The sequence below is a fragment of the Buttiauxella agrestis genome, assembly GCF_900446255.1.
GTDB lineage: Bacteria > Pseudomonadota > Gammaproteobacteria > Enterobacterales > Enterobacteriaceae > Buttiauxella > Buttiauxella agrestis.
The window spans coordinates 2,449,745-2,476,093 of the sequence record NZ_UIGI01000001.1; the positions used below are offsets into that span (position 1 = coordinate 2,449,745).

Genomic DNA, 26,349 nt, shown 5'->3' on the forward strand with positions numbered 1-26,349 from the left:
GCATCAGCATCACGTGGAATATTAAAAAGGAATAGCATGAAACATTTTTTAAAAATGAGCCTTCTGGCGACTTCATTATCAATAAGCTTTTTATCGCAGGCACAACAGGCAAATATAGAAGTGTTGAGCGCAACAGTAAAAGATCAAAAAATTGCTAACGCTCAAGTTGTTGTGCAGCACAATGGGGAGCGTTCTCTTTCTATATTGAGTGATGCAGCAGGCAAAGCGACATTTACCAGCGAATTTTCCGATACCAGTGACAATCTGATCATTATTAAAAAAGAAGGGTTTTCCACCTTAGTCGCAAAATGTCCGTGCGATGGAATGTCTTATGCTTTAAGTCCAGTCATGAAAGGTCTGGATAGTATACGTGTGGTTCTGAGTTGGGGTCGTACGCCATTTGATCTTGACTCACATATGGTTTATCCAGGTAACCATCTCTATTTTAGCCGGAAGAATGGCAGTAATGGCAATCTGGATGTCGATGATACGGACAGCTATGGCCCTGAAACCATTACCATCACGAAGCGTGAAAGCGGGCAAAATTATGTTTATGCGGTGCATGATTTTAGCGACCAGGGTGAACCGGATACCACAAACCTTTCCAGTAGCCAGGCAAAAGTATTTGTCTATGTTGGCGAGTCATTAGTCAGAACCTATTATGTTCCTGCTGGTAAGAACGGAAACTTATGGACGGTATTTAAAATTAATGGAAGTGGCGAAATTGAAGATATTAATAATATCGCAGGGATTTCATTATCAGCAGATAAAATTCATTCCAACCTGGTGCCGATAATGAATGGGAACGCGCCATCGAATACATCAATGTGGAGCGAAGGTAATATTCAGCAGTCAAACGTGCTTAACCTCAAAGGTGAAAGTGCTTATCGTGATAAAAATTATGAGGATGCGATTGGATTCTTTACCGATGCCATCAACCTATATCCAAATAATGGTAAGGCCTATGGCAACCTCGGTATTGCCTATCAAAAGGCTGGACGCACTGCAGAAGCTATTTGGGCAAACCGTAAAGCCATTGCATTAGCATCCGGTAATGGTGCTGCCACCATTCGCGCAGGCGCTAATTACAATATTGGGAAAATATACGAGGCGGCGAATCAATATTCTGATGCGCTAAATTATTATCAAGCGGCCAAAAATGAGAAGCAGAATGTTGTTTACGACAACGCAATCGTTAGAGTTCGTAGCAAAGTAAGTCAGTAACCCCCAGAAAATAGCGTGTTTGAGTCGCTCAGACACGCTATTCACATCTCCAGTCTTCCAGCTTATGCCTTGTCATCACCGCGAAAAACACCCATCACAAGATAAAAAGCACTATCGATCTATAACAGTTATCTAATAAAGAGTATTTTTAGCTAACTGATATAGACGGTGGGGCCGTATTAAAAATGAAAAAATACCAGCAACTTGCCCAGCTTATTATTGACCAGATTGCGCTTGGTGCCTGGCTTGCGGGAGACAAACTCCCTTCATTGCGTGAGCAAGTGGCGCTGAGTGGTATGAGTTTTATGACAGTCAGCCATGCTTACCAGACGCTTGAAAGTCAGGGCGTGATTGTAGCGAGGCCGCAGTCGGGTTATTACGTAGCTTCGCGCCCGGCGGCACGCAACACGCTGGCCCCGGTAAAAGTGACGCGCGACGAAGCGGTGGACATCAATACCTATATTTTTGATGTGCTGCAGGCGAGTTGTGACGCCAGCGTGGTGCCGTTTGGCTCCGCATTTCCCGACCCGCGTTTATTCCCGCTACAACAGCTTAATCGCTCGCTGGCGACCGTCAGCAAAACCGCCACGGCCATGAGCGTCATTGAGAACCTGCCGCCGGGGAATGAAGCGTTGCGCCACGCCATTGCGCGGCGTTATGCGCAGCAGGGAATGCAGGTTTCGCCGGATGAAATCGTCATCACGGCAGGCGCGCTCGAAGCGTTAAACCTCAGTCTGCAAGCCGTTACTGAACCGGGCGATTGGGTGATTGTAGAAAACCCGTGTTTTTATGGTGCGTTACAGGCGCTGGAGCGTCTGCGCTTAAAGGCGTTGTCGGTAGCCACCGATCCCATAAACGGCATTGATCTTACCGCGCTAAAACAGGCTCTTAACGATTATCCGGTGAAAGCCTGCTGGCTGATGACCAATAGTCAAAACCCGTTAGGTGTGACACTGTCACCGGAAAAGAAAAAACAGCTGGTTGAATTGCTGCAACAACATAATGTGACGCTGATTGAAGATGATGTTTACAGCGAGTTGTATTACGGGCGCGAGCGCCCCTTGCCGGCACGCGCGTATGACGAAAAGGGCATTACGCTGCATTGTTCATCGTTCTCAAAATGCCTGGTTGCCGGGTTCCGTATCGGCTGGGTGGCGGCGGGGAAACACGCCCGTCGCATTCAGCAGCTCCAGTTAATGAGCACGCTTTCGACCAGCTCACCGATGCAACTGGCACTGGTTGAATACCTGGCGACCAAACGTTATGACACCCATTTACGCAAACTACGGCGCATTCTCGCGGAACGCAAACAGCAAACCTGGCAGGCATTGCATCAGCATTTCCCCGCTGGGGTGAAAATTCACCACAGCGAAAGCGGTTACTTTTTGTGGATTGAATTGCCGCAATATATGGATGCCAGCATCCTGAGCGAACAGGCGATTGCACAAAAAATCAGTATCGCTCCGGGGAAAATGTTTACGACCGGGGGCGCCTGGCATAATTATTTCCGCCTGAACGCGTCATGGGCTTTGGGCGAACGTGAGCGACATGCCGTGTTAACCCTGGCAAATTTAATCAGACAAAACATTAAGGAGTGAACATGGAATACCACACCGAGCGCCTGATTTTACGCCGCTGGAAGCAAAGTGACCGTGAGCCTTTTGCTGCGTTAAATGCCAATCCAGAAGTGATGCGCTATTTCCCCAGCACGCGCACTCGCGAAGAAAGCGACAAAATGGTCAACGCCGTTGAGCAGATAATCGCCGAGAAAGGCTGGGGTTTGTGGGCGGTTGAAGAAAAGAGTAGCGGGGAATTTATCGGTTTTGTCGGGTTAAATATTCCCGGCTACGAATTGCCTTTTTCGCCGGTAATTGAAATTGGCTGGCGCCTGGATAAACCATTTTGGGGTAAAGGCTATGCGCCTGAAGCGGCAATAAAAGCGCTGGAAATTGGTTTTGAACAGTTTGGCATGACAGAAATTGTCGCGTTTACCGCGCTGGAAAACTTACCGTCACAACGGGTAATGGAAAAAATCGGCATGACGCGCTGCGAGGAATTTGATCACCCAATGCTGGCAGAACATCACCCTTTGAGGCGTCATATTCTTTACCGAATTTCGCACCCAAAAGCCGGTTAAAAATAGTTCTTGAACCCATCTCGCCCAAAGCCGTTAACCGGCTTTAGGTTTTTTCTTTCTTTACCGAATGAAAACATCACGAAGTGATCTCAATCAGATTACCGTCGGGGTCGGAAATCACGGCTTCGTAGAAGCCATCACCCGTCCAGCGAGCTTCATGGACTAATGCCCCCAAAGGTTTGAGGCTGGCGACCATCGTATCCACCGCTTCAACGGAGCCAAGGCTGATGGCGATATGCGCCCAACCGGTGCGGTTATCTTCACGCGGCGGTTTATCCACCAGCCCTGGCAACGTCATTAACTCGAGCGCAGGCCCATTTTCCAGCGTCACAAAATGGGAGATAAAACCTTCGCGGCGTTTAGAGTGATAAGCCTCGCCAATATGTGCTTTAAAATGTAGACGCCAGAATGTACAAGCCTCTTCAAGTTTATTCGTCCACAGCGCGATATGAGCAACCTGCATTTATTCTCTCCATCCATATGAAATTTCGATAATTAAGAAAACCAGTGGCGTACTTTCACCGCCTCGCTTACATCTTATCTACACTTTATAAATCATCCATTTATCTTACCGCGGAAGAAATATCAGGGGCGTGTTTTACTGCGCTGTGTATCACATCCTGATGAAATTTCCTCTCGCCGCCATGCTTGCCATATAGCCGCAGACTATTGTTTTTATACGGGGATTTTTTTGCTCTTTCGGCACTGATTTTTGACTTGCGTGCCGCCTTTATCTTTCAGACAGGAGTAGCAGCAATGCGTACAAAACAGACTATATGGACTCTTTCAGCCCTCTGTTTGACCGTGCTCTCTGCACAGGCGGCGGGGCTTCCGGACAAAATCGGTGCTGGCGAAGGGCAGCTCGATATCATCGCCTGGCCGGGTTATATCGAACGCGGTGATACCGATAAAGCCTACAACTGGGTGACGGATTTCGAAAAAGAAACGGGCTGTAAGGTCAACGTGAAAACAGCGGCCACTTCCGATGAAATGGTTAGCCTGATGGCGAAGGGAGGTTATGACCTCGTGACCGCGTCGGGCGATGCGTCCCTGCGTCTGATTATGGGTAAACGCGTGCAGCCGATAAACACGGCACTCATCCCAAACTGGAAAAACGTCGATCCGCGCCTGGTGAAAGGATCGTGGTTTAACGTTGACGGCAAAGTGTACGGCACGCCGTATCAGTGGGGACCAAACCTGCTGATGTACAACACCAAAACCTTCCCGACGCCGCCAGATAGCTGGAGCGTGGTGTTTGTGGAACAAAATTTACCGGACGGCAAAACTAACCAGGGCCGTGTGCAGGCTTACGATGGGCCAATTTACATCGCCGATGCCGCGCTGTTTGTTAAAGCTACACAGCCGCAACTGGGCATTACCGATCCGTATCAACTCACCGAAGAACAATACGCCGCAGTGCTGAAAGTGTTGCGCGACCAACACGGCCTGATTCACCGCTACTGGCATGACACCACCGTTCAAATGAGTGACTTCAAAAACGAAGGCGTTGTGGCTTCCAGCGCGTGGCCGTATCAGGCTAACGCCCTGAAAGGTGAAGGTCAGCCGATCGCCACCGTATTCCCGAAAGAAGGCGTCACCGGTTGGGCGGACACCACTATGTTGCATGCTGATGCCAAACATATGAATTGCGCATACAAATGGATGGACCACTCGCTAAAAGCGAAAGTTCAGGGTGATGTCGCGGCCTGGTTTGGTTCGCTCCCGGCAGTGGCTGAAGGATGCAAAGCCAGCACATTGCTCGGCGATAAAGGTTGTGAAACCAACGGCTATAACTACTTCGATAAGATTGTGTTCTGGAAAACCCCGGTCGCTGAAGGCGGTAAATTCGTGCCGTACAGCCGCTGGACCCAGGATTACATCGCGATTATGGGTGGCCGTTAAGCCCTGGAGGCGTTATGCCGTACGCTGTGCAGTTCAGAAACGTCTCGCGCCTTTATGGTGATGTACGAGCCGTGGATAACGTCTCGATTGATATCGAAGACGGGGAGTTTTTCTCGATGCTCGGGCCATCTGGCTCGGGCAAAACCACCTGCCTGCGGCTGATTGCGGGCTTTGAGCAGGTGACATCCGGGGAAATTGCGATTTTTGGCAAACCGGCACAAGACGTGCCGCCTTATCAGCGCGATGTGAATACGGTCTTTCAGGATTACGCATTATTCCCACACATGACGGTGCTGGAAAACGTCGCTTACGGCTTGATGGTAAAGGGTGTCGATAAAAAGACGCGCCTTGCCAAAGCGCAGGAAGCTCTGGAGCGCGTGGCGCTGGGATTTGTTCACGCCCGTAAACCCTCGCAGCTTTCTGGTGGCCAGCGTCAGCGTGTGGCGCTGGCTCGCGCTTTAGTCAATCGTCCACGCGTTTTGCTGCTGGATGAACCTTTGGGCGCACTCGATCTCAAATTGCGTGAACAAATGCAGGGCGAACTGAAAAAGCTCCAGCGCGAATTGGGCATCACGTTTATTTTCGTCACCCACGACCAGAGCGAAGCGCTGTCGATGTCCGACCGTGTTGCGGTATTTAATAACGGTCGCATTGAGCAGGTCGATACCCCGCGCCAGTTGTATATGCAGCCACGCACCGCCTTTGTGGCGAGTTTTGTCGGCACTTCAAACGTGTTGCAACCGGCGCTTTCCGGCAAAGTGTGCGGCGAGGAAGGGCTGTTCTCACTGCGGCCAGAACATATCGTTTTGAGCGATGAACCTGCCCACAACGGTGATGTTCGGGTCAGCGGCATGATTCAGGAAATCCACTATCAGGGTGCGGCAACTCGCCTTGAACTGCGCCTGTCAGACGGCGAAAAACTGCTGGTCAGCGAGGCGAATCCGCAACGCATTATCAGCGAAGAACGCTATCAAATCGGGCAGCAAGTCACCGCGGTCTGGCCCCGTGCAGCGATGGTTCCGTTGCAGGGGGAAGGATGAAATGGATATGAGTCTTCCCGCGTCCCATCCTGACAACCGCCTGATGCGGCGCGTCGCCACGTTTTTGTGGCAACGTCCTGGGTTCTGGCTGGCGTTGTTATTGCTGCCGCCATTGCTGTGGTTCGGCGTTATTTATCTTGGCTCGCTGTTAACGCTGCTGTGGCAGGGGTTTTACACCTTCGATGATTTCACCATGTCGGTCACGCCGGACCTGACTTTTGCCAACATCGCCGCGCTGTTTAACCCGGCGAACTACGACATTATTTTGCGCACGCTGACCATGGCGGTGGCCGTCACGCTCGCCAGTGCCGTATTAGCGTTCCCGATGGCCTATTTTATGGCGCGTTATACCTCGGGCAAACTCAAAGCATTTTTCTACATCGCCGTGATGCTGCCGATGTGGGCGAGCTACATCGTTAAGGCTTACGCCTGGACGCTGTTGCTTTCTCGTGATGGCGTGGCGCAGTGGTTCCTTAATCATATGGGGCTGGAACCGTTACTCAACCTGATGCTGACGATCCCGGCAGTGGGCGGTAACACGCTGTCGACCTCCGGTTTTGGGCGTTTTCTGGTGTTTCTCTACATCTGGCTGCCGTTCATGATTTTACCGATTCAGGCTGCTCTTGAGCGCCTGCCGCCGTCATTGTTACAGGCCTCGGCAGATTTGGGCGCGCGACCGACGCAAACCTTCCGCCATGTGATTTTGCCGCTGGCGATCCCCGGCGTGGCAGCCGGCTCAGTGTTTACGTTCTCACTGACGCTGGGTGATTTTATCGTGCCGCAACTGGTTGGCCCGCCGGGGTATTTCATCGGCAACATGGTCTACTCTCAACAAGGTGCGATTGGCAATATGCCGATGGCGGCGGCTTTTACGCTGGTGCCCATCGTGCTGATTGCGATTTATCTCTCACTGGTGAAACGACTGGGGGCTTTCGATGCACTCTGAACGCGCTCCGTTACTGTTAAAAATCGCCGCCTGGGGCGGGGTGATTTTCCTGCATTTCCCGCTGCTGATTATCGCGCTGTATGCGTTTAACACCGAAGAGGCGGCATTCAGTTTCCCGCCCAAAGGGCTGACGTTGCACTGGTTCAGCGTGGCGGCATCGCGTGGCGATATTCTTGATTCGGTGACGTTGTCACTTAAAATTGCCGCACTGGCAACGTTACTTGCTTTGATTCTTGGCACGCTGGCGGCTGCGGCGCTGTGGCGGCGGGAATTCTTCGGCAAAAATGCCATCTCTTTATTGCTGCTGTTACCCATTGCTTTACCGGGGATTATCACCGGGCTGGCGTTGTTAACCGCCTTTAAGATGATGAATTTTGAACCGGGGTTTTTCACGATTGTGGTCGGGCACGCGACGTTCTGCGTGGTGATCGTCTTTAACAACGTCATCGCCCGTTTTCGCCGCACCTCGTATAGCCTGATTGAAGCGTCGATGGATTTAGGGGCTGATGGCTGGCAGACCTTCCGCTACGTCATTTTGCCCAATTTAGGTTCGGCGTTACTCGCCGGGGGCATGCTGGCGTTTGCGCTGTCGTTTGATGAAATTATTGTCACCACCTTTACCGCCGGGCATGAACGCACATTGCCGCTGTGGCTGCTCAACCAACTGGGCCGCCCGCGTGAAGTGCCGGTGACAAATGTCGTGGCGTTAATGGTGATGCTGATGACCACCATTCCGATTTTAGGGGCGTACTGGCTGAGCCGTGGCGGAGATGAAGTCGCGGGCAGCGGTAAATAACGAAAGGGTATCACTATGCAAAGCCAACTCTTAATTAACGGCCAGTTAGTGAAAGGCCTGGGTGAAAAATTGCCGGTCTACAATCCGGCAACGGGGGAAGTGCTGCTTGAGATTGCGGAAGCCACAACGGAGCAGGTTAACGATGCGGTGAATGCCGCAGAGTTTGCATTTGCAACCTGGGGGCAAACCACGCCGAAAGAGCGCGCCGAACATCTGCTCAAGCTGGCGGATGTTATCGAGCAAAACGGCGAATCGTTTGCCCGTCTGGAATCGCAAAACTGCGGCAAGCCTTATCACTGCGTGTTAAATGATGAAATTCCGGCGGTCGTGGATGTCTTCCGTTTCTTCGCGGGAGCCAGCCGTTGCCTGAATGGCCTGGCCGCAGGGGAATATCTTAGCGGCCACACCTCGATGATCCGCCGTGATCCGGTTGGCGTAGTGGCGTCTATCGCGCCGTGGAACTACCCGCTCATGATGGCGGCCTGGAAACTCGGCCCGGCGCTGGCCGCAGGCAACTGCGTGGTGATCAAACCATCGGAAATCACACCGCTAACCGCGTTTAAACTCGCTGAACTGGCAAAAGATATTTTCCCGGCGGGCGTGTTGAATGTGCTGTTTGGGCGTGGGCAAACCGTGGGTGATGCGCTGACCGGACATCCAAAAGTGCGCATGGTGTCGCTCACCGGCTCGATTGCCACGGGCGAACATATCATCAGCCATACCGCGCCTTCGATTAAGCGCACCCATATGGAACTGGGTGGCAAAGCGCCGGTTATTGTGTTTGATGATGCCGACTTAGATGCCGTCGTCGAAGGGGTTCGTACCTTTGGTTATTATAACGCCGGGCAGGATTGCACTGCCGCGTGTCGTATCTACGCTCAGAAAGGGATTTACGACAAACTGGTCGAGAAGCTGGGTGAGGCGGTCAGCACGCTGAAATTTGGTGCGCCGGATGATGAGTCCACCGAACTTGGCCCACTGAGTTCCGCCGCCCATCTTGAGCGTGTAAGCAAAGCGGTGGATGCCGCTAAAGCCCTGGCACACGTAAAAGTGGTGACGGGCGGGGCAAAAGTAGACGGGCCGGGATATTACTTCCAGCCGACGCTGCTTGCTGGTGCAAAACAGGAAGACGACATCGTGCAAAAAGAGGTGTTCGGCCCGGTTGTCAGCGTCACAACGTTTGACGATGAAGAGCAAGTTCTGGGCTGGGCCAACGACTCCAGTTATGGGCTGGCGTCATCAGTCTGGACGAAAGACGTGGGTCGTGCGCATCGCCTGAGTGCGCGGTTGCAGTACGGTTGCACCTGGGTGAATACCCATTTCATGCTGGTGAGCGAAATGCCGCACGGCGGGCAAAAACTTTCGGGTTATGGCAAGGATATGTCGTTATTCGGGCTGGAAGATTACACCGTAATTCGGCATGTGATGATTAAGCACTAGCTTTTCGTGACGATGGATAAAGGTGGATAGCGCGGATGTGTCTATCCGCCTTCATAAATTTAGAGGTAACCTGTATTTTTTTATAAGTTCTTCATATTAATGATCAAGATACAGATAGTGCATCCAGCTGGTCATGCGCAGCAGCACTTTACGCATCACCGACACATGAGTGAAGTGGTCAGAGTAAACGGCGACCTGCGCAAAAATTCCATCCGGTAAATCATCAACTTGCTGATTTGGCTCAAGCTCAATGACCGCAAGAACGCCGTCACTGCCGGGTGTGAGCGTTAATGACTGCAATGTCCCTTGCGCCTGGTAACTGCCGCCAGGTACCACCGGAAGAATTGAAGTGAGTTTCCCGCGGAAAACCTGGCCGGGAAGAGCATTAAACACCACTTCAGCTTCATCACCCGCTTCGAGGCGTAACAGCGAGTTTTGCCTGAACTGTGCAATAATTTGTCGTTTTTGTTGCGGAATAAACACCATCACCGGGCGTAATGGCAGGGCGGCTGCATAAGTGCCGGGGCGAATCAGCACTTGCGTTACGTACCCGTCGCTGGGGGCGCGAATGACTGTCTGGCTGAGGTTATATTTGGCTTCAGCAAGCTGGGCGCGCAGGCTGACAATCTGTGATTGTTCGCCATTCACCATGCTGTCTAACTGGCTTTTAATTTGCGATTGCTCAGCAAGCGAGCCTTTCACCAGCGCATCCTGAGCCAGGTAATTCTGCCGGGCATTATCAATATCGCTTTCAGAAAACGGGTTCACTCGCGCCTGACTGCCGCGCAAGTAACGTTGGTAATCTTTATATAATCTATCGCGCTCTGCGGTGACTCGCGTGGTATTTGCCACGGCTTCATCGAGTTCACCTTTAAGTGACTGAGTGCTGTGAATCGCCGTCGTTAAATCAGCCTGGAGTCTGTCCACTCGCGTTTGGTAGCGGGTGGGATCTAATTTAAACAGCACTTCTCCTTTTTTAATCATCATATTTTGTTTATCAGTCACTTCACTCACCACACCGGTAACTTGTGGAGTAAGTGGAATAGAAATCACCGCTTTTTGCGCTAAATAAGTATAAGGATGGTTGTAGTTCATTAACAAAATAAGCGCGCCAATTAAAAATACGCCGCCGAGGGCAGCCGTTGGCACTGTCCATTTATTTACCGGTATTTTAAATATTTTGAAGATTGACCAGGCAATAGCAACATATGTCAGGATAATGAGCAAATCCATGATGTTACTCCGATGGCGGTATTATTTTATTGTCGCCTAACTTTTGCTCCAGCTCAGAAACCCTTTGCTGTAACGAAGCCAGTGTTGCGTCGGGGTTTTGTTGCATACCCCAGCCTCTTTCAGGTCGGTAAAGAGTGGCCCAAATCCACAAAAACGGCCAGATAACATGCAGCGTAAACAAACTTACCCAGCCCGCTACATGAATAGCATCGGCATGGGGATGATTACGTGCTTTCGCAATAAGATAAGGAATATCGTGAAGAATAATGATCCCGTAAAAAATAATCAGGAAAACGAAAATAAGCACGCCGAGCGCAAAATAGTTAAGAAACATAGCGGCCTCGATTCATAGAACAGCGGTTCTGTATTAAAGATAGACGCTATCAAATCAGGCGGCAGGGAATTATAAAAATCTCACCCGTTATCATTAAGCTCTCCCCATTAAGAGGGATGGCACGTGCTTTTACTCGATTGCTTTGAAGCCAGCAGGGTCGCTAAAACTTGATCTGAGTCATAAAAAACGGCATATTCCGCAACATAATTTTTCAAAGCCCTTAATTATTCATGACTACTTATCAACATATGTTGGTTTTTTACGCTGCAATGTCGTTAATCACCGCTTTTATCACATGGTTTTTGGCTCGTGATACCAAAAGAATTAAACTGTTAAGCTCTGTGCTGGTGGGCGCAACGTGGCCGATGAGTTTTCCAGTCGCGTTGATGTTTTCTCTTTTCTAAAACCCGTCATATACATGGCTCAGGGTTTAGCCGAACAGGTATTCCATGAACGACATAACATTTTTTCAACGCTTTGAGAGCGATATCGTTGCCGGGCGTAAAACCATTACGCTGCGCGATGTTTCGGAGTCGCACTTTATCCCAGGCCAACAGTTGCGCGTAGGGCGTTATGAAGATGACGTCTACTTTTGCACCATTGAAGTGGTGAGCGTGACTCCGGTAGCGCTTGAAAAGCTGACAGACGAGCACGCGCGCCAGGAAAATATGACGCTGCCGGAACTCAAAGCAGTGATTGGTGAAATTTATCCCGGTTTGACGGAGCTTTACGCGATTGTTTTTAGATTGCAGGCAAAGGGCGAACAACGGGTTTTGTAGGGTGGATAAGCGCTAGCGTCATCCACCATTAGCGTCAATAGTGTCGGATGACGCTTTGCTTATCCGACCTACGAAGAGGTTTGCTGACTGGCCTTCTTCAACATCTGATACAACTCATCTTTTAGCCGCAACTTTTCTTTTTTCATCTGCACGACCTTTTCGTTGCATCCCGTCCCTTGCGGTCCTCCCTTGCGTAAAATCTCGTCGTCGAGTTGATTGTGCTTGTCAAACAAGCTGAGGAAACGCGGGTTAGCGGATTTTAGTTCGTTGATCAATTCACGGTACTCAGGAAACATGACATACCTCCTGGACTTGGGTGGGTGAATGGAATGTCGCTTGGCACTTGCTGCCATAGCCAGTGTAGGCACTCCTTAAGGCAAATTGAAAGCACCGCTTCGTAAGGGTTTGTCAATTTGCGACCCATCTTGTGAGTTCACTATTCTGATGATATTTTCGCCACTTTATGCCTTGCATAAAAGCAAAAATTGACAACGACAATCTCATTATCGTGTGCTAAAACATATCTATGATATATCTTAAATGCCGAAAAATGAGAATCCAATGACCTTACAAACCAAACCCCATCTCCCGCAGCGCGTAAAAAATGAACTCAAATTTCGCGAGTTAACCGTTAAAAATAAAGAAACTATTGCCGGGTGTTTTCATCGCATTGTGTTTACCAGTCCGGAGCTGGCGGGCTTTTCCTCACAGGGCTTTGATGACCACGTAAAAGTCTTCTTCCCACCTGAAACCGGTGACTTCGCGCGCCCATCCGTCACTGACGATGGGATTGTCTGGGGGGAAGGCGCTCGCCCCATTTCCCGCGACTACACGCCGCTGCATTTTGATGCCGCGCGTAATGAACTGACGCTGGATTTCTATATTCACGACGGTGGCGTTGCCAGCCTGTGGGCGGAAAACGCGCAAACTGGCGATACGTTGCTTATCGGCGGGCCAAGAGGTTCGCTGGTTATTCCCGTTGATTACGCTTTCCAGGTTTATGTTTGTGATGAAAGTGGTTTGCCTGCGGTACGCCGTCGTTTGGCTTCGCTGGCGCAACACATTTCCCCGCTGGTGCTGGTTAACAGCCATCACCCGGATACTCACGATTACCTCCGTGAGTTTGAACACGCGCACATCGAATGGCTTGATACCGAATCTATCGCCAGACGCATCAGCGAACTTGAATTCCCGTCCAGCGACTATTTTGTCTGGATAACGGGTGAAGGGCGCGATGTGAAACAACTGAGCGATGAACTGCTGGAAAAGCGGGGGCTGGACGGAGATTACATCCGCGCTGTGGCTTACTGGCATAACAAATAATGAGAGTTCACGAACACGGTGGCATGGAAGGCAAAGCACGCATGCGCCGCGAGCGTCTGTTTGATGCCAGCGACATTCGTTTGCTGATCCTGCATTTCCTTTCAGGTAACGCGGCCCACGGTTACGAGTTGATTAAGTCCATCGAAGCGACGGCCAAAGGTGAATACGTACCCAGTCCCGGGATTATCTACCCGAACCTTTCGTTACTTGAGGAGATGGGATTTATCGCTGCGGTGCAGGGCGACAGCAGTAAAAAAGCCTGGATGTTAACCGCAGAGGGTCAGGCTGAACTCGCGCAACAGCAGGAACACCTTGGGCATATCATTGCGAAGCTCGAATCGTTAGGCGTGCTGGGTGACAACCGCCGTTTGCCAGAGATTCAGCGCGCGATTCATAATTTCAAAATGGCGCTCAATACCAAACTTGGCCAGAGCGATTTACCTAAAGAGACGCTGTATAAAATCATCGATACCCTGGATCAGGCCGCGAAAGATATCGAGCGGAGTTAATTTCGTCCATTCTCGACAATGAAGCATAAAGATTCGCCCAAATCTGCCGAAACTATATGCTTCTGTTGCCATGAGAATAAAAAAGCATGTTAAATCGTATAAAAGTTGTTACCAGCCTACTATTTGTGCTGGGTTTATTTGGAATTTTACAAATGACGTCCGGCGGGTTGTTCTTTAACGCGCTGAAAAACGACAAAGAAAACTTCACTGTGCTGCAAACGATTCGCCAGCAACAGTCGACGCTCAACGGTAGCTGGGTGGCGTTATTGCAAACCCGCAACACGCTTAACCGTGCGGGTATCCGTCATATGATGGACACCAACAACATCGGGAGTGGTGCGACGGTCAATGAGCTGATGCTGATTGCCAGCCAGTCGCTCAAGCAGGCCGAAAAAGAGTGGGCCGCGTATGAAGCGCTGCCACGCGATCCGCGCCAGAGCGAAGAGTCCATCAATGAAATCAAGCGTAACTATGCGATTTACCATGGTGCTTTGGCCGAACTGATCCAGTTGCTGGGGGCGGGTAAAATTAATGAATTCTTCGACCAGCCGACGCAGAAGTATCAGGATGGGTTTGAGAAAGAGTACGTTAACTATCTGCAACAAAACGACCACTTGTACCAGGAAGCGGTTGACGACAATAACCAGTCTTATTCACAGGCCATCTGGATACTGGTTGTCATTCTGACGCTGGTTGTCGCGGCCATTATTACCGTGTGGCTGGGTATCAAGAAAACCCTCATCGAACCGCTTCATCGCTTGATTGATAACATCCGCCACATTGCGGATGGCGATTTGGTGCACACCATTGATGTGCATGGCACCAATGAAATGGGCCAACTGGCGGCAAGTCTGCGACACATGCAGTCAGAGCTTGTGAGCACTGTTAACGAAGTTCGTAACGGCGCACATGCGATTTATAGCGGTGCCAGTGAAATCTCTATCGGTAATAACGACCTGTCTTCCCGTACCGAGCAACAAGCCGCTTCGCTTGAAGAGACCGCTGCCAGCATGGAACAGCTGACCGCGACCGTTAAGCAGAATGCCGAAAACGCCCGCCAGGCAAGCCAGCTGGCGTTGAGCGCGTCAGAAACCGCGCAGAAGGGCGGCAAAGTGGTGGATAACGTGGTGCGCACCATGAATGACATCGCTGGCAGCTCGAAGAAAATTGCCGACATTACCAGTGTGATTGATGGCATCGCTTTCCAGACCAATATTCTGGCGCTGAACGCCGCTGTTGAAGCGGCGCGTGCCGGTGAACAAGGCCGAGGTTTTGCGGTTGTTGCAGGTGAAGTCCGCAACCTGGCGCAACGCAGCGCGCAAGCGGCGAAAGAGATCAAAGGCCTGATTGAAGATTCCGTCAACAAAGTGGATACCGGTTCAACGCTGGTTGAAAGCGCGGGCGAAACCATGGGTGAAATCGTCAATGCGGTCACGCGTGTGACGGATATCATGGGCGAAATCGCGTCGGCGTCTGATGAGCAAAGCCGGGGTATCGACCAGGTCGGTCTGGCGGTGTCTGAAATGGATCGCGTAACCCAGCAAAACGCCGCCCTGGTGGAGGAATCCGCCGCCGCCGCTTCTGCACTGGAAGATCAGGCGAGCCGTTTGACTCAGGCTGTTGCCGTGTTCCGTATTGGTCAGGAAGCCAAAAAGGAGTCTCGTCAGGTTGAGCCAAAACTGACTATCGCTCCGGTGATGAATCGTAAAGCCGCCGTCAGCGACTCAAACGAGAACTGGGAAACCTTCTGATTTTTTAGACAAGCCTGGATAAGCGACAGTGCCGGATGACGCTGCGCTTATCCGGCCTACAACGCGTAAATGTCAGTTCCAGTACAACCTGTTGTACTGCTGCTAAAAAAATCTGCGTGCTTCCTCACATTTCTCCGTACTAAATCTTCGCGTTTATCCGACAAACAAAAAAGTATGACCCTCTTCACATAAGCACAGCGTACCGATCGCCACACTTGATTCCATCAGACAAGACCGGAGTCCAGCCCAATGGAATCAAGCAAAGTTCCCGCACTCACGCGATCTATCGAAATTATCAATTTCATTGCGCAGCACGGGCCATCCAGTGCTGCAACGTTGATGAACGCACTGGGTATCCCGAAAAGCACTCTTTATCTGCTGTTAGCGGAATTAAAGAAGCACCGGTTTCTGGCGGTTGATGCACAAGATAACTACTGCCTGTGGACCAAGCTGGTTGAGCTTGCCGGGCATGCGCTGAGTAAAATCGACCTGCGGGATATTGCCCGTAAGCGTCTGACTCAATTAATGGAGCTGACCGGATTGCTGTGTCATTTGGGGATCATTGATGGCGGGAATGCTTATTACATCCTGAAAATCGAATCCTCATCCACTATCAGCGTGCGTTCGCATGAAGGGAAAAGTCTCTCGCTGAGCCGTTCGGGTATTGGCAAATGCCTGCTCGCCTGGCAGCCCTCGCCGCAGCGTGAAAACATTGTTGCCGGGCTTGATTACAGCCCCAGTACGCTGACCTCGATTACCACCCCAGAACGCATGCTCCAGGAGATAGAAAAGATCCGCTATCAAGGCTGGAGCTATGACCGGGGGGAAGATTATACCGATGTGCGCTGTGTCGCCGCTCCTGTATTCAATGGGCACAACAACCTCACTGCCGCTATCTCAGTGGTCGGTACTCGCCTGCAAATCAATGATGACAATCGTGACCTGATTGCCAGCCAGACTATTGCCTGCGCCAAAGATATTTCCCGTTTACTCGGCTGGCGCAGTCCGTTTGACCTGAAAGCCTCATAACCTATTTCATAAGGAGAACGACCCAATGACCCTACCTAAAATTAAACACGTTCGAGCCTGGTACCTGGGCGGTGCGACCGCAGAAAAAGGCAGCGGGGGTGCCGATTACCACGATCAGGGCAATCAGCACTGGATTGATGACCATATCGCGACACCAATGAGTAAATACGCCCAGTATGAGCAATCACGCCAGTCGTTTGGTATCAACGTACTGGGCACCTTAGTGGTGGAAATCGAAGCCGAAAATGGACAGACCGGTTTCGCGGTATCCACGGCCGGTGAAATGGGATGCTTTATTGTCGAAAAACACCTCAATCGTTTTATAGAAGGCAAATGCGTCAGCGATATCAAACTCATTCACGATCAAATGCTGAATGCTTCGATGTATTACTCCGGTTCTGGCGGCCTGGTCATGAATACCATTTCCTGTATCGATCTCGCATTATGGGATCTGTTTGGGAAAGTGGTCGGGCTGCCCGTTTATAAGCTGTTAGGAGGAGCGGTGCGTGATGAAATTCAGTTTTACGCCACCGGCGCTCGCCCGGATCTCGCCAAAGAGATGGGGTTTATCGGCGGCAAAATGCCAACGCACTGGGGGCCGCACGATGGCGATGCGGGTATCCGTAAAGATGCCGCTATGGTGGCGCAATATCGTGAAAAATGCGGGCCAGACTTCTGGTTAATGCTCGATTGCTGGATGAGCCAGGATGTGAATTATGCCACCAAACTTGCCCATGCCTGCGCCCCGTACAACCTGAAGTGGATCGAGGAATGCCTGCCGCCTCAGCAATACGAAGGTTATCGCGAACTCAAGCGCAATGCGCCTCCAGGTATGATGGTTACTAGCGGTGAACACCACGGCACCTTGCAATCCTTCCGCACGCTGGCGGAGACGGGCATCGATATTATGCAGCCGGATGTAGGCTGGTGCGGTGGTTTAACCACGCTGGTAGAAATTGCGGCGATTGCTAAATCTCGCGGGCAGCTCGTTGTGCCGCACGGTTCGTCGGTCTACTCCCATCATGCGGTGATAACTTTTACTAATACGCCTTTTAGCGAATTCCTGATGACCAGTCCGGATTGCTCAACGATGCGTCCGCAGTTTGACCCGATTTTGCTCAATGAGCCGGTGCCTGTGAACGGACGGATGCACAAATCGGTGCTGGATAAACCTGGCTTTGGTGTTGAGCTTAACCGGGAATTAAACCTTAAACGTCCTTACAGCCATTAATCATCCCGTGTCACGTTCAACAGGGCACTAACGCCTTTTATTCGTGACACTGTCACCTTTATTGGTCTCATTGAGAGGAAGACTGCTATGGATTCCGTTTTAAATCGCGCCGTGAAGAAGAACCGCGCACGCCTGATTCCGTTCATGCTGGCGCTGTATATTCTGGCATTCCTTGACCGCTCTAATATCGGTTTTGCGAAAGAGACCTATCAGATAGATACCGGACTGAGCAATGAAGCGTATGCGCTTGGCGCGGGGATCTTCTTTGTGGTGTACGCCTTCCTGGGCGTTCCGGCGAATTTGCTGATGCGAAAATGGGGGGCTCGCCGCTGGATTGGTGGCACAACTTTGTTATGGGGAATGCTCTCGGCTGCCATGGGGTACGCCGATACCGAAGCGAAGTTTCTCATTGTTCGGACACTGCTGGGTGCGGCGGAGGCTGGGTTTTTCCCCGGCATGATCTATCTCACCTCACAATGGTTCCCGCAGCAAAATCGCGCTGCAATTATGGGGCTGTTTTACATGGGCGCGCCTCTGGCGTTAACCCTTGGCTCACCACTTTCCGGTGCGTTACTGGAAATGCATGGCTTTATGGGCAGCCCCGGCTGGTACTGGATGTTTCTGATTGAGGGGCTGCTGGCCGTGGGCGCTGGTGTGTTCACCTTTTTCTATCTCGACGATACCCCACAAAAAGCCCGTTTTCTGACGGAAGAAGAGAAGCGAGTGTTGCTGGCTCAACTGGCGCTTGAAGACGAGAAGAAAACCAACTCGCGGTTTATGGACGCCATCAGCAACAGCCGGGTATGGCAGCTCGCCATCATCTACATGACCATTCAGATTGCGGTATACGGGCTGATTTTCTTCTTACCCACCCAGGTCGCAGAACTGATGGGCACCAAAGTCGGGTTTACCGCCTCCCTGGTCACCGCCATTCCCTGGATAGCCGCTCTGTTTGGTACCTGGTACATCCCGCGTTACTCCGACAGAACCGGCGATCGTAAAAATGTGGCGGCTCTGACGCTGCTGGCCGCGGGCGTGGGTATTGGGGTTTCTGGCTTAGTCAGCCCTGTTTTCGCCATTGTTGCGCTGTGTGTGGCGGCCATTGGTTTTATTGCCGTACAACCGGTTTTCTGGACGATGCCCACGCAGCTTCTTTCAGGGACGGCGCTGGCCGCAGGCATTGGTTTTGTGAATCTGTTCGGCGCGGTTGGCGGTTTTCTGGCACCGCTTATTCGAGTCAAAGCGGAAACGGCTTTTAACAGCAATGCCGCAGGATTGCTGGCGCTGGCTGGCATCGCCATTGTCGGTGCGTTGATTATCTTCACTCTTAGCGTGGCAAAACAGGCACCGCTAACACGAATTAATAAAAAGGAATCGGTATGAATTCGCTGTTATCTAATCCGTTTAAGCAGGGCATTTTGAACAACGAGGTACAAATTGGGCTGTGGTTGAGTAGCACCTCATCCTACCTGGCTGAAATTGCGGCGACATCAGGTTATGACTGGCTTTTGATAGACGGTGAACATGCTCCCAATACCGTGCAGGATCTCTATCATCAGTTGCAGGCCATTGCCGCTTACCGCAGCCAGCCGGTGATCCGTCCCGTTGAAGGACAGCGGAGCATTATTAAGCAGATGTTGGATATTGGCGCCCGCACTCTGCTTATTCCGATGGTGGATACGCCTGAGCAGGCGCGCGAGATTGTCAGCGCCACACGTTACCCACCGCTTGGAACCCGTGGCGTTGGCGCTAGTGTGGCTCGCGCCGCCCGCTGGGGGCGGGTAGAAAACTATATGGCGCAGGCGAACGATGAATTATGCGTGTTAATTCAGGCCGAAAGCAAAACGGCACTGGATAACCTGGACGCTTTACTGGAAGTCGATGGTATCGACGGGATTTTTATCGGTCCGGCAGATTTGTCCGCATCATTGGGTTATCCGGATAACGCCAACCACCCGGAAGTGCAGCGCATCATTGAGCAGAGCATTCGCCGCATTCGTCATGCAGGGAAGGCGGCGGGATTCCTGGCGGTTAACCCGGAAATGGCGAAAAAATGCATCGAGTGGGGCGCTAATTTCGTCGCGGTTGGCGTGGATACCATGCTCTATACACAAGCGCTGGATGCCCGGCTGGCGTTATTCAGCCAGACGCCAGTGAGCAACGGTAATAAAAACAGCTACTAACAAAGCAAACCGTAGGTCGGGTAAGCGCAAGCGTCACCCGACATTTCCCAATCTACAATTCCGCCTCATCCAGGCGCATCAACCTGTCCAGGCGCTGATGGTAACAACGCAGCGTGGCGTCAATCGCCTCGGGCGGCATAAACGAATCACGATATACCGCTTCCACAATGCGACTCTCTTTTTGCAAATCACTTAATAACTTGACGATCAGTTTGTCGGTCAATCCTATCGCCAGGCCGAGTTCCCGGAAATCCATACCCAGATATTCGCCGTATGCGGTTTTAAAACCGGGCGCTAACTCGCGTTCGCCTTCCTCGCAACTCAGTAACGGCAGCGCCATAAATCCTGAGCTAAAAATGGCCGGATAGGGCGCAACCGAGACAAAATCATAAACCGGCGATAGCGTCGGCTCGCCCATACGCGGGTGTATCAGCCCGAAATTGCGCAGGTGCATATCGTTATTGCCCAGCAGATACGCGTAAGCAATGCGCCGGAACAGGTCGATTTTAAAGGCGAGGTTGCTATTCACATGCTGCGTCAGGAACTCGGCTAATTGTTGATAGCTGACGTTCTGTTTGCCGTCGCTGCCGGTTTTTCCGTACTTTTCGCCGACATTCATCGCCGCATCCAGTTGTTCCTGGTGGATTGCCGCCCCGGTTTGAATGTCTCTGTCAAAGCGGCGGATCACAAAGGCCAACTCTGGCGTGGCTTGGTTGTCTTCACACGCAAATCTCACCAGCCCATGAGGCGGCACGTCAAATCCCAGCCGCGCCATAAGCGTCATGGTGGCGTGTTCGTTTTCCGCCAGATGGGGGAATTCTGCCGGGGACGGTTTTAGGATGTATTCGCCCTGGTGTTCAACCACGGCAAATTCACCGTCGCGCACCACCATTTGCAATTTAGGCTGATAGCCGGAGATGCTCATCCCGCGCTGGGCTTTGGGCAATTCATGAATAAATTCATTGCGCGTAAAACTTAGCTGCGGGTTCACTTTGCCAGAGCCAGTCAGGTGCTTCAGCCCTTTGGTTGAATAGCCGGACTCTCGCTCTTTGGCCTGCACCAGCGGCGTCAAAAGAATAGGGCAACGCATCGTTAATCCTCTTGCATGCTGACCAGTTGCACCGCACCAATCAGGTTTTTACCGTTATCGATAAGCATCCCGAGAAGGTCATGCTCGTCGCGCTGCTGTAATTGGCTGTAGCGCATTTTCAGCCAGCCTTCCGGTGCCAGCGAGGCAAAAAAGGGCGGCAGCGTCGGGCTTTGAAAATGACCCACACGCACCGGTAAACTGAGCGACAGCGGCGGGCCGACGTAATCTGCGCGATAGCTAAATGCAAAACCGTTGTCGTCCTGGCGCAGCTCACCCACCGGTTCACCGTATAACCAGACCTCTACACGGCGGCGCATAATTTCACCCCCAGCGCCTCGGCAACGCGTAATACCGTGCCAAATTTGACCTGTTCCGGATCTTTAAACAGGCGTTTGAGCGTGGATGCCGACACGCCAGTTTGCAGCTCAAGTGTTGCCAGGTCGATGTCGAGCTCTTTGCGGCGCTGGTTGAGTTGCGCCCCGAGTTGGGCTGATTCGCTAATGACGTGTTCGCTTACGGCCAGGTCTGATTCCTGCGCCCGCAGAATCACCGCTTTTTTAACGTCATTCAATAATTCGCCCATCGCATGCAGTTTGTCGGCAAGCGTAGTGGTGTCGTAGTTCATTTCTGACCCCTTTCTTTTCATTTAAGCAGGGAAATGGTTGTCTGTGAGCCTTTGATACAAAAATGTATCATGCGTGAGCTTTATTGTCTTTTTTTTAATTTAAATGGCTCATATTTGGTCTGATCCATATTTAATAGATTATTAAAGACCTTTTTATGAATGATAAACACGACAATAGACCATTTGTGAGCTTTTAACAGGAAGCGAAATCGGCTTATCCAGATTCTGGATAACCAAATGTAAATTAATTGTTTCACTCAGGTAGCGCGAATCCCTATTAATGAAGGCATGTTAATCAACACGAGTTTGTTGCATGTCTTATCGAATCAGTTTGTTGGATAAAATCCCGGTCGCTCAGGATGACACGCCTGCTGAGGCGCTGAAGCACACGTTGCATCTGGCACAACAGGCCGAAGCCTGGGGCTATCACCGCTTCTGGATTGCCGAGCACCATAACACCGCCCGGCTGGCAAGCCCTTCACCGGAGCTGCTTATTGCGTGGATCATCGGGCAAACAAACCGTATTCGTGTCGGTTCCGGCGGGGTGATGTTGCAGCACTACAGCCCATATAAAGTGGCCGAAAACTTCAACTTACTGGCGAACCTGGCACCGGGGCGCATTGATCTCGGTGTTGGTAAAGCGCCTGGCGGTTTACCGCTTTCGACCAAAGCGTTGCAGCGCGGCGTGCAGGATAAATCCTCATTTGCCGATCAACTCGCCCAGCTCGATAACTGGCTTTCTTTACCTGCCGCACAAGATGACGAAGAAACCCTGCGCGCCACGCCGGTTCCCGCTCGTAGCGCCGATCGATTCTTGTTAGGTGCCAGTCTTGAAAGTGCGACGCTTGCCGCAAACCTGAACTGGAATTTTGTCTACGCCGCCCATCTGAATGGGGACAAAGCCCTGATGCGCGAAGTATTGAGTTCATGGCGCAGCCGCAGTTCGCTCGACACGATAGTGGCGGTGCAGGTGATTGTCGCCGCTGACGCTGAAAAAGCTGACCAATTAGCCAGTCTTGTCGAGATCTGGAGTGTTGAACTGGAAAACAACCAGCGCGTCAGTGTGGCCAGTGAAGCGCAGGCCCACGCGTTTGCTCGCCAGGCGGGGAGCGCCATCAAAAAAATCGAACGCCGCGAACCTTCACTGCTAAAAGGCACTGCGGAGACGGTTCACGCCGGGCTTGCGGCATTGAGCAAAGAGTTCGCTATCGACGAATTTATTATTGATACCCCGATTGCCGACCCGGTCGCTCGTCTTCAATCGCTGCGTTTGTTAGCTGGCGTTCAGCCTGCCATATCGCACCTCGATTTTGCTGCCCAGCATGATGCCTGGTAAGGGGACGCAGATGACATTTGAACAGCAGCTTATCGACTGGCGGCGTGAACTCCACCAGAACCCGGAACTGTCGGGGGAAGAGGTGGCAACTACCGCGCGGATACGCCACTGGCTGGAATCTGCTGGCATACGGTTATTGCCTTACTCACTGGCGACCGGCGTGGTGGCAGAAATCGGGCAGGGCGAGAAGATGATCGCGCTGCGTGCGGATATTGACGCGCTGCCGATTCAGGAAACCAGCGGCGTTGCGTTCAGTTCACACAATGAAGGGGTGATGCACGCCTGCGGGCACGACGTTCACAGTAGCGTGATCCTCGGTGCCGCATTGTTATTAAAAGCGCGGGAATCGCAACTGGCCGGGCGCGTGCGCTTGTTATTCCAACCTGCGGAAGAAAACTTTACCGGCGCGAAAGCGTTGATTAAAGCCGGGGCGCTGGAAAACGTGACCGCGATTTTCGGCATGCACAACGAGCCTGGTTTACCGGTAGGCACCTTTGCCACCCGAGGCGGCGCGTTTTATGCCAACGTTGACCGTTTTGTTTTGCGGGTGCAGGGGAAAGGTGCGCACGCTGCCCGTCCACATCAGGGAAATGACGCCATTGTGCTCGCCAGCCAGTTGGTGATTGCCCTGCAAACCATTGCCAGCCGCAATATCGACACGCTGGATTCAGTGGTCGTCAGCGTCACACGCATTCAGGGAGGGAATACCTGGAATGTGTTGCCTGAACACGTCGAACTCGAAGGAACCGTGCGTACCCATAACGCCGATGTTCAACGTCACGTTGAGAAACGAATCAGTGAGATTGCAGCCGGTTTAGCCAGTGCGTTTGGCGCACACATAGAAGTGGAATGGTTTAACGGGCCAATAACATTGCTCAACGATGAACAATGGGCGGCTTTTGCGATGCAGGTCGCACAAGATTTTGGATATCAGACCCAAACCTCTGAACTGCACATGGGCGGCGAGGACTTCGCGGTTTATCTGCAAAACATTCCCGGCGCATTTGTCAGCATTGGCAGCGCCAGCGCATACGGTTTACACCATTCGGCATTTAATCCGGATGAAGCATTAATAGAAGATGCGGCGAGATATTTCGCCACACTTGCTGAACAGGCGCTACTGGTCAATTAACTATTTGGAGAACCACCATGTCAAACAACAGACAATTGCGCCTGGGCACCATATTACATGGCGCGTCCGGGAATATGTCGGCCTGGCGTCACCCGGCAGCTATTGCGGATGCCAGTATTAATTTCGAGTTTGTCAAAGAGACGGCATTAAAAGCCGAAGCTGGAAAGCTGGACTTTTTATTTGTGGCGGATGGTTTATATATTAACGAAAAATCTATTCCGCATTTTCTGAATAGATTCGAGCCGCTCACGGTGCTGTCGGCATTAGCCAGCGTGACCACACATTTAGGGCTGGTCGGTACGCTGTCCACCTCTTACAGCGAGCCTTTTACGGTCGCACGCCAGTTCGCCAGCCTGGACCATTTAAGCAAAGGCCGCGCGGGCTGGAACGTGGTGACGTCACCGCTGGAAGGTTCGGCGAAGAACTTCTCACGTGAGAAACACCCGGAACACGCGCTGCGTTATCGCATTGCGGATGAATATCTCGATGTGGTGAAAGGGCTGTGGGATTCCTGGGAAGAAGATGCGTTTATTCGTGACAAAGAAAGCGGGCAGTTTTTTGATGCGAATAAATTACACACCTTAAATCACCACGGCGATTTCTTTAAAGTGGCAGGGCCGCTGAATATTTCTCGCACCCCACAAGGTCGCCCAATTGTATTTCAGGCGGGCGCTTCTGATGATGGTAAAAAATTAGCCGCACGCCATGCGGATGCTATTTTCACCCATCATGAAACCCTTGAAGAAGCGCAACATTTTTATCATGACGTGAAAGGCCAACTGGCCAGTCACGGTCGCTCGCCTGAAGATCTGCATATCTTCCAGGGTGTGAGCGTGATTGTCGGTAAAGATGCCGCCGACGTTGAAAACCAATATCAAACCACCGCCGCGCTGGTTTCGATTAACGATGCGCTGAATTACCTCGGTCGCTATTTTGAACATCACGATTTCAGCCAGTATCCGCTGGATGAAGCGTTCCCGGATATCGGGGACCTGGGGCAGAACAGTTTCCGTAGCACCACGGATGAAATCAAACGTAATGCCCGCGAGCGCAATCTGACATTACGCCAGGTGGCGCTGGAAGCGGCATCGCCTCGCCCGCGTTTTTCTGGCACCGCGCAACAGGTTGCAGACGGATTACAGCAGTGGTTCGAAAGCCACGCCGCAGACGGTTTTATCATTCAGGGCGGTACGCCGGACACCTTCCCACGCTTTGTGGATGAAGTGGTTCCGGTTCTGCAAGCCCGGGGGTTATTCCGCACCGAATATCCAGGGACCACGCTGCGCGAAAGCCTCGGGCTGGCGAGTCCGGTTAATCAATATTTGTAAAAGCGTCATCCGACAAAAAAATCAAAATAAGAAAGAGAACCTGTTATGAACAAAACATCGCTAATTCTGACTATCGCTCTGGCACTGTCATCGGCACAAACCTTCGCACAGGAGGTCACGATCAACGGCACTGGCGTCAGCCTGGAAGCCAATAAAACGCCTGTTAATACCGCCGTGAATCCGGCTGCGGTAGCACAACTGCCTAAAGACTATCGCTTTGCGGTGCCGGGGAAATTTACCGTGGCGGTTGCCGCACTCAACTCACCGCCGCTGACGGTGTTTGCCGAAGACAACAAAACGCTGCTGGGCAGTGAAGTGGATATTGCCCGCCTGGTGGCAGACAGCTTAGGGCTGGAGCTTAACGTGGTGCCAACCTCCTGGGAGGACTGGCCGCTGGGCGTGACATCAGGGAAATACGATGCGGCAATCAGCAATATTACCGTCACCAAAGATCGCAAACAGAAATTTGATTTTGCCACCTACCGTAAAGACTCGCTCGGGTTCTATGTGAAAGCCAATAGCCCGATTAAGAAGATTGAGAAAGCAGAAGATATTGCCGGGCTGCGCATTATCGTCGGCTCAGGCACTAACCAGGAATCTATTTTGCTGGCGTGGAACGAAGAGAACCTGAAAAAAGGGCTTAAACCTTTCACGCCGGTTTACACCAAAGATGATGCCGCACAAACCCTCGCGTTGCAGTCAGGTCGCGCCGATGCCTTCTTTGGCCCGAACGTGACCGGTGCCTGGAAAGCGGCGTTAACCCAGAAAACACAATTAGTCGGCGTGGTGGATGGCGGCTGGCCGAAAGCGGCGCATATCGCCGTCACGCTCAAGAAAGGCAGTGGCCTGGTTGATCCGGTACAAACCGCACTTAACGGCGTCATCAAGAATGGCGATTACAACAAAGTGCTGAACCGCTGGGGAGAAGGCGTCGAGCAAATCCCGGCATCTGAAATCAACCCGGCAGGCCTTGGCGATTAA

The 26,349-nt window shown here is 51.8% G+C and carries 28 protein-coding genes; 21 read left to right on the forward strand and 7 right to left on the reverse strand.

The annotated features are described in order from the left end of the window. Nucleotides 1-36 precede the first annotated feature (36 nt). The 3 genes from DY231_RS11860 (at nucleotide 37) to DY231_RS11870 (ending at nucleotide 3,361) form a co-directional block, all read left to right on the forward strand. The gene (locus DY231_RS11860; RefSeq protein WP_115628538.1) at nucleotides 37-1,224 is read left to right on the forward strand and encodes a tetratricopeptide repeat protein; all 1,188 of its coding nucleotides are present in this window, start codon (nucleotides 37-39) and stop codon (nucleotides 1,222-1,224) included. A 185-nt stretch (nucleotides 1,225-1,409) separates the two neighbouring features. Beyond that, complete coding sequence (locus DY231_RS11865; protein WP_115628539.1) at nucleotides 1,410-2,822, forward strand: aminotransferase-like domain-containing protein; 1,413 nt, start codon at nucleotides 1,410-1,412, stop codon at nucleotides 2,820-2,822. Nucleotides 2,823-2,824: 2 nt separating this feature from the next. Next, nucleotides 2,825-3,361 carry a GNAT family N-acetyltransferase gene (locus DY231_RS11870; RefSeq protein WP_115628540.1) on the forward strand — a complete coding sequence of 179 codons (537 nt, stop codon included), beginning with the start codon at nucleotides 2,825-2,827 and terminating at the stop codon, nucleotides 3,359-3,361. A gap of 76 nt (nucleotides 3,362-3,437) precedes the next feature. On the opposite strand, the gene DY231_RS11875 is transcribed toward DY231_RS11870, so the two are convergent. Then, nucleotides 3,438-3,824, reverse strand: a complete 387-nt coding sequence (locus tag DY231_RS11875; protein ID WP_115628541.1) for a VOC family protein — start codon at nucleotides 3,822-3,824, stop codon at nucleotides 3,438-3,440. A gap of 293 nt (nucleotides 3,825-4,117) precedes the next feature. Between DY231_RS11875 and ydcS the strand changes: the two genes are divergently transcribed. From ydcS to patD, 5 genes are read left to right on the forward strand one after another with little or no spacing between them, the layout of a single operon-like run. Next, on the forward strand, nucleotides 4,118-5,263 hold the full coding sequence (gene ydcS / locus DY231_RS11880) for a putative ABC transporter substrate-binding protein YdcS (RefSeq protein ID WP_115628542.1): 1,146 nt from the start codon (nucleotides 4,118-4,120) through the stop codon (nucleotides 5,261-5,263). A gap of 14 nt (nucleotides 5,264-5,277) precedes the next feature. Beyond that, nucleotides 5,278-6,303 (forward strand): ABC transporter ATP-binding protein, encoded by a 1,026-nt coding sequence (locus DY231_RS11885; protein WP_115628543.1) that lies wholly within the window; start codon nucleotides 5,278-5,280, stop codon nucleotides 6,301-6,303. Between the two features lie 7 nt (nucleotides 6,304-6,310). Continuing rightward, entirely contained in the window at nucleotides 6,311-7,249 is a 939-nt protein-coding gene (locus DY231_RS11890; RefSeq protein ID WP_370511299.1) for an ABC transporter permease, read from the forward strand. Continuing rightward, nucleotides 7,239-8,045 carry an ABC transporter permease gene (locus DY231_RS11895; RefSeq protein ID WP_115628545.1) on the forward strand — a complete coding sequence of 269 codons (807 nt, stop codon included), beginning with the start codon at nucleotides 7,239-7,241 and terminating at the stop codon, nucleotides 8,043-8,045. Before DY231_RS11890 ends, DY231_RS11895 begins: the two co-directional genes overlap by 11 nt. A gap of 15 nt (nucleotides 8,046-8,060) precedes the next feature. Next, nucleotides 8,061-9,485 (forward strand): aminobutyraldehyde dehydrogenase, encoded by a 1,425-nt coding sequence (gene patD / locus DY231_RS11900; RefSeq protein WP_115628546.1) that lies wholly within the window; start codon nucleotides 8,061-8,063, stop codon nucleotides 9,483-9,485. A 96-nt stretch (nucleotides 9,486-9,581) separates the two neighbouring features. Here the strand turns inward: patD and DY231_RS11905 are convergent, their stop codons facing one another. After that, on the reverse strand, nucleotides 9,582-10,718 hold the full coding sequence (locus tag DY231_RS11905) for an HlyD family secretion protein (protein WP_115628547.1): 1,137 nt from the start codon (nucleotides 10,716-10,718) through the stop codon (nucleotides 9,582-9,584). Nucleotides 10,719-10,722: 4 nt separating this feature from the next. Further along, entirely contained in the window at nucleotides 10,723-11,052 is a 330-nt protein-coding gene (locus DY231_RS11910) for a DUF3302 domain-containing protein (RefSeq protein ID WP_034495476.1), read from the reverse strand. Between the two features lie 230 nt (nucleotides 11,053-11,282). Here DY231_RS11910 and DY231_RS11915 point away from each other — a divergent pair, with 230 nt between their 5' ends. Both DY231_RS11915 and yqfB read left to right on the forward strand, forming a co-directional pair. Further along, nucleotides 11,283-11,456, forward strand: a complete 174-nt coding sequence (locus DY231_RS11915; protein WP_115628548.1) for a GhoT/OrtT family toxin — start codon at nucleotides 11,283-11,285, stop codon at nucleotides 11,454-11,456. A gap of 45 nt (nucleotides 11,457-11,501) precedes the next feature. Further along, complete coding sequence (yqfB, locus tag DY231_RS11920) at nucleotides 11,502-11,831, forward strand: N(4)-acetylcytidine aminohydrolase (RefSeq protein ID WP_115628549.1); 330 nt, start codon at nucleotides 11,502-11,504, stop codon at nucleotides 11,829-11,831. Nucleotides 11,832-11,899: 68 nt separating this feature from the next. On the opposite strand, the gene DY231_RS11925 is transcribed toward yqfB, so the two are convergent. Then, complete coding sequence (locus tag DY231_RS11925; protein ID WP_115628550.1) at nucleotides 11,900-12,127, reverse strand: HP1242/YdcH family protein; 228 nt, start codon at nucleotides 12,125-12,127, stop codon at nucleotides 11,900-11,902. Between the two features lie 265 nt (nucleotides 12,128-12,392). On the opposite strand from DY231_RS11925, the gene DY231_RS11930 reads away from it, so the two are divergent. The 7 genes from DY231_RS11930 to yfaU all read left to right on the forward strand — a co-directional run bounded on the left by DY231_RS11930 (nucleotide 12,393) and on the right by yfaU (nucleotide 19,857). Then, a complete protein-coding gene (locus DY231_RS11930; RefSeq protein WP_115628551.1) occupies nucleotides 12,393-13,154 on the forward strand; it encodes a siderophore-interacting protein in 762 nt (253 codons plus the stop codon). Continuing rightward, nucleotides 13,154-13,663, forward strand: coding sequence for a PadR family transcriptional regulator (locus tag DY231_RS11935; protein ID WP_115628552.1), 510 nt, complete (start codon nucleotides 13,154-13,156; stop codon nucleotides 13,661-13,663). Before DY231_RS11930 ends, DY231_RS11935 begins: the two co-directional genes overlap by 1 nt. Before the next feature lie 86 nt (nucleotides 13,664-13,749). Further along, on the forward strand, nucleotides 13,750-15,414 hold the full coding sequence (gene tsr / locus DY231_RS11940; RefSeq protein ID WP_115628553.1) for a methyl-accepting chemotaxis protein: 1,665 nt from the start codon (nucleotides 13,750-13,752) through the stop codon (nucleotides 15,412-15,414). Nucleotides 15,415-15,663: 249 nt separating this feature from the next. Further along, nucleotides 15,664-16,443, forward strand: a complete 780-nt coding sequence (locus DY231_RS11945) for an IclR family transcriptional regulator (protein ID WP_115628554.1) — start codon at nucleotides 15,664-15,666, stop codon at nucleotides 16,441-16,443. A 25-nt stretch (nucleotides 16,444-16,468) separates the two neighbouring features. Continuing rightward, the gene (gene rhmD, locus DY231_RS11950) at nucleotides 16,469-17,674 is read left to right on the forward strand and encodes an L-rhamnonate dehydratase (protein ID WP_115628555.1); all 1,206 of its coding nucleotides are present in this window, start codon (nucleotides 16,469-16,471) and stop codon (nucleotides 17,672-17,674) included. Between the two features lie 87 nt (nucleotides 17,675-17,761). Next, nucleotides 17,762-19,057 (forward strand): MFS transporter, encoded by a 1,296-nt coding sequence (locus tag DY231_RS11955; protein ID WP_115628556.1) that lies wholly within the window; start codon nucleotides 17,762-17,764, stop codon nucleotides 19,055-19,057. Continuing rightward, nucleotides 19,054-19,857, forward strand: coding sequence for a 2-keto-3-deoxy-L-rhamnonate aldolase (gene yfaU, locus DY231_RS11960; protein ID WP_115628557.1), 804 nt, complete (start codon nucleotides 19,054-19,056; stop codon nucleotides 19,855-19,857). Before DY231_RS11955 ends, yfaU begins: the two co-directional genes overlap by 4 nt. A gap of 52 nt (nucleotides 19,858-19,909) precedes the next feature. Here yfaU and DY231_RS11965 read toward each other — a convergent pair whose 3' ends face one another. The 3 genes from DY231_RS11965 to DY231_RS11975 are packed head-to-tail and all read right to left on the reverse strand — an operon-like array spanning nucleotide 19,910 to nucleotide 21,572. Continuing rightward, nucleotides 19,910-20,947, reverse strand: coding sequence for a type II toxin-antitoxin system HipA family toxin (locus DY231_RS11965; RefSeq protein WP_115628558.1), 1,038 nt, complete (start codon nucleotides 20,945-20,947; stop codon nucleotides 19,910-19,912). A 2-nt stretch (nucleotides 20,948-20,949) separates the two neighbouring features. Beyond that, a complete protein-coding gene (locus tag DY231_RS11970) occupies nucleotides 20,950-21,264 on the reverse strand; it encodes a HipA N-terminal domain-containing protein (RefSeq protein WP_115628559.1) in 315 nt (104 codons plus the stop codon). Further along, on the reverse strand, nucleotides 21,249-21,572 hold the full coding sequence (locus DY231_RS11975) for a helix-turn-helix domain-containing protein (RefSeq protein ID WP_218568339.1): 324 nt from the start codon (nucleotides 21,570-21,572) through the stop codon (nucleotides 21,249-21,251). Before DY231_RS11975 ends, DY231_RS11970 begins: the two co-directional genes overlap by 16 nt. Before the next feature lie 313 nt (nucleotides 21,573-21,885). On the opposite strand from DY231_RS11975, the gene DY231_RS11980 reads away from it, so the two are divergent. Genes DY231_RS11980 through DY231_RS25735 form a run of 4 tightly spaced genes read left to right on the forward strand, consistent with a single transcriptional unit; the run spans nucleotide 21,886 to nucleotide 26,349 of the window. Next, a complete protein-coding gene (locus DY231_RS11980; RefSeq protein ID WP_115628560.1) occupies nucleotides 21,886-22,908 on the forward strand; it encodes an MsnO8 family LLM class oxidoreductase in 1,023 nt (340 codons plus the stop codon). Between the two features lie 10 nt (nucleotides 22,909-22,918). Beyond that, on the forward strand, nucleotides 22,919-24,040 hold the full coding sequence (locus DY231_RS11985; protein ID WP_115628561.1) for an amidohydrolase: 1,122 nt from the start codon (nucleotides 22,919-22,921) through the stop codon (nucleotides 24,038-24,040). Between the two features lie 17 nt (nucleotides 24,041-24,057). Further along, nucleotides 24,058-25,368: an LLM class flavin-dependent oxidoreductase gene (locus DY231_RS25730; protein WP_115628562.1), complete on the forward strand. Its 1,311-nt coding sequence runs from the start codon at nucleotides 24,058-24,060 to the stop codon at nucleotides 25,366-25,368. A 45-nt stretch (nucleotides 25,369-25,413) separates the two neighbouring features. After that, on the forward strand, nucleotides 25,414-26,349 hold the full coding sequence (locus tag DY231_RS25735; RefSeq protein WP_115628563.1) for an ABC transporter substrate-binding protein: 936 nt from the start codon (nucleotides 25,414-25,416) through the stop codon (nucleotides 26,347-26,349).

What these genes read in the sequence shown, in the direction of transcription:
- DY231_RS11860 (WP_115628538.1), top strand. Translation starts at nt 37, where the DNA reads ATGAAACATTTTTTAAAAATGAGCCTTCTGGCGACTTCATTATCAATA.
- DY231_RS11865 (WP_115628539.1), top strand. Translation starts at nt 1,410, where the DNA reads ATGAAAAAATACCAGCAACTTGCCCAGCTTATTATTGACCAGATTGCG.
- DY231_RS11870 (WP_115628540.1), top strand. Translation starts at nt 2,825, where the DNA reads ATGGAATACCACACCGAGCGCCTGATTTTACGCCGCTGGAAGCAAAGT.
- DY231_RS11875 (WP_115628541.1), bottom strand. Translation starts at nt 3,824, where the DNA reads ATGCAGGTTGCTCATATCGCGCTGTGGACGAATAAACTTGAAGAGGCT.
- ydcS (WP_115628542.1), top strand. Translation starts at nt 4,118, where the DNA reads ATGCGTACAAAACAGACTATATGGACTCTTTCAGCCCTCTGTTTGACC.
- DY231_RS11885 (WP_115628543.1), top strand. Translation starts at nt 5,278, where the DNA reads ATGCCGTACGCTGTGCAGTTCAGAAACGTCTCGCGCCTTTATGGTGAT.
- DY231_RS11890 (WP_370511299.1), top strand. Translation starts at nt 6,311, where the DNA reads ATGAGTCTTCCCGCGTCCCATCCTGACAACCGCCTGATGCGGCGCGTC.
- DY231_RS11895 (WP_115628545.1), top strand. Translation starts at nt 7,239, where the DNA reads ATGCACTCTGAACGCGCTCCGTTACTGTTAAAAATCGCCGCCTGGGGC.
- patD (WP_115628546.1), top strand. Translation starts at nt 8,061, where the DNA reads ATGCAAAGCCAACTCTTAATTAACGGCCAGTTAGTGAAAGGCCTGGGT.
- DY231_RS11905 (WP_115628547.1), bottom strand. Translation starts at nt 10,718, where the DNA reads ATGGATTTGCTCATTATCCTGACATATGTTGCTATTGCCTGGTCAATC.
- DY231_RS11910 (WP_034495476.1), bottom strand. Translation starts at nt 11,052, where the DNA reads ATGTTTCTTAACTATTTTGCGCTCGGCGTGCTTATTTTCGTTTTCCTG.
- DY231_RS11915 (WP_115628548.1), top strand. Translation starts at nt 11,283, where the DNA reads ATGACTACTTATCAACATATGTTGGTTTTTTACGCTGCAATGTCGTTA.
- yqfB (WP_115628549.1), top strand. Translation starts at nt 11,502, where the DNA reads ATGAACGACATAACATTTTTTCAACGCTTTGAGAGCGATATCGTTGCC.
- DY231_RS11925 (WP_115628550.1), bottom strand. Translation starts at nt 12,127, where the DNA reads ATGTTTCCTGAGTACCGTGAATTGATCAACGAACTAAAATCCGCTAAC.
- DY231_RS11930 (WP_115628551.1), top strand. Translation starts at nt 12,393, where the DNA reads ATGACCTTACAAACCAAACCCCATCTCCCGCAGCGCGTAAAAAATGAA.
- DY231_RS11935 (WP_115628552.1), top strand. Translation starts at nt 13,154, where the DNA reads ATGAGAGTTCACGAACACGGTGGCATGGAAGGCAAAGCACGCATGCGC.
- tsr (WP_115628553.1), top strand. Translation starts at nt 13,750, where the DNA reads ATGTTAAATCGTATAAAAGTTGTTACCAGCCTACTATTTGTGCTGGGT.
- DY231_RS11945 (WP_115628554.1), top strand. Translation starts at nt 15,664, where the DNA reads ATGGAATCAAGCAAAGTTCCCGCACTCACGCGATCTATCGAAATTATC.
- rhmD (WP_115628555.1), top strand. Translation starts at nt 16,469, where the DNA reads ATGACCCTACCTAAAATTAAACACGTTCGAGCCTGGTACCTGGGCGGT.
- DY231_RS11955 (WP_115628556.1), top strand. Translation starts at nt 17,762, where the DNA reads ATGGATTCCGTTTTAAATCGCGCCGTGAAGAAGAACCGCGCACGCCTG.
- yfaU (WP_115628557.1), top strand. Translation starts at nt 19,054, where the DNA reads ATGAATTCGCTGTTATCTAATCCGTTTAAGCAGGGCATTTTGAACAAC.
- DY231_RS11965 (WP_115628558.1), bottom strand. Translation starts at nt 20,947, where the DNA reads ATGCGTTGCCCTATTCTTTTGACGCCGCTGGTGCAGGCCAAAGAGCGA.
- DY231_RS11970 (WP_115628559.1), bottom strand. Translation starts at nt 21,264, where the DNA reads ATGCGCCGCCGTGTAGAGGTCTGGTTATACGGTGAACCGGTGGGTGAG.
- DY231_RS11975 (WP_218568339.1), bottom strand. Translation starts at nt 21,572, where the DNA reads ATGAACTACGACACCACTACGCTTGCCGACAAACTGCATGCGATGGGC.
- DY231_RS11980 (WP_115628560.1), top strand. Translation starts at nt 21,886, where the DNA reads ATGTCTTATCGAATCAGTTTGTTGGATAAAATCCCGGTCGCTCAGGAT.
- DY231_RS11985 (WP_115628561.1), top strand. Translation starts at nt 22,919, where the DNA reads ATGACATTTGAACAGCAGCTTATCGACTGGCGGCGTGAACTCCACCAG.
- DY231_RS25730 (WP_115628562.1), top strand. Translation starts at nt 24,058, where the DNA reads ATGTCAAACAACAGACAATTGCGCCTGGGCACCATATTACATGGCGCG.
- DY231_RS25735 (WP_115628563.1), top strand. Translation starts at nt 25,414, where the DNA reads ATGAACAAAACATCGCTAATTCTGACTATCGCTCTGGCACTGTCATCG.